Here is a 286-nt window from a genome sequence, read left to right on the forward strand (position 1 = left end):
TCGGTTGACGCCAACCTTCTGCACTCCTCCTCCGAGGGAAAGGTGCTGGAGGATCCGTGGAGCGAGCCACCGGAATTCGTGCATCAGCGCACCGTCTCGCCGATGGACGCGCCCGATGTCGTCACCGATATCGAGATCGAGTTCCTGAAGGGAGATCCGGTCGCGCTCAACGGCAAGAAGCTGTCGCCGGCCACGATGCTGGCGGCGCTCAACGACCTCGGCCGCGACAACGGCATCGGCCGCCTCGACCTCGTCGAGAACCGTTTCGTCGGCATGAAGTCGCGCG

1 pseudogene is annotated in these 286 nt (G+C 64.7%); it reads left to right on the forward strand.

The annotated features are described in order from the left end of the window. Window positions 1-286: pseudogene (locus EN859_RS37385) on the forward strand (argininosuccinate synthase domain-containing protein); the annotation flags it as partial.

This window comes from Mesorhizobium sp. M00.F.Ca.ET.216.01.1.1 (assembly GCF_004010325.2).
Classification (GTDB): Bacteria; Pseudomonadota; Alphaproteobacteria; order Rhizobiales; family Rhizobiaceae; genus Mesorhizobium.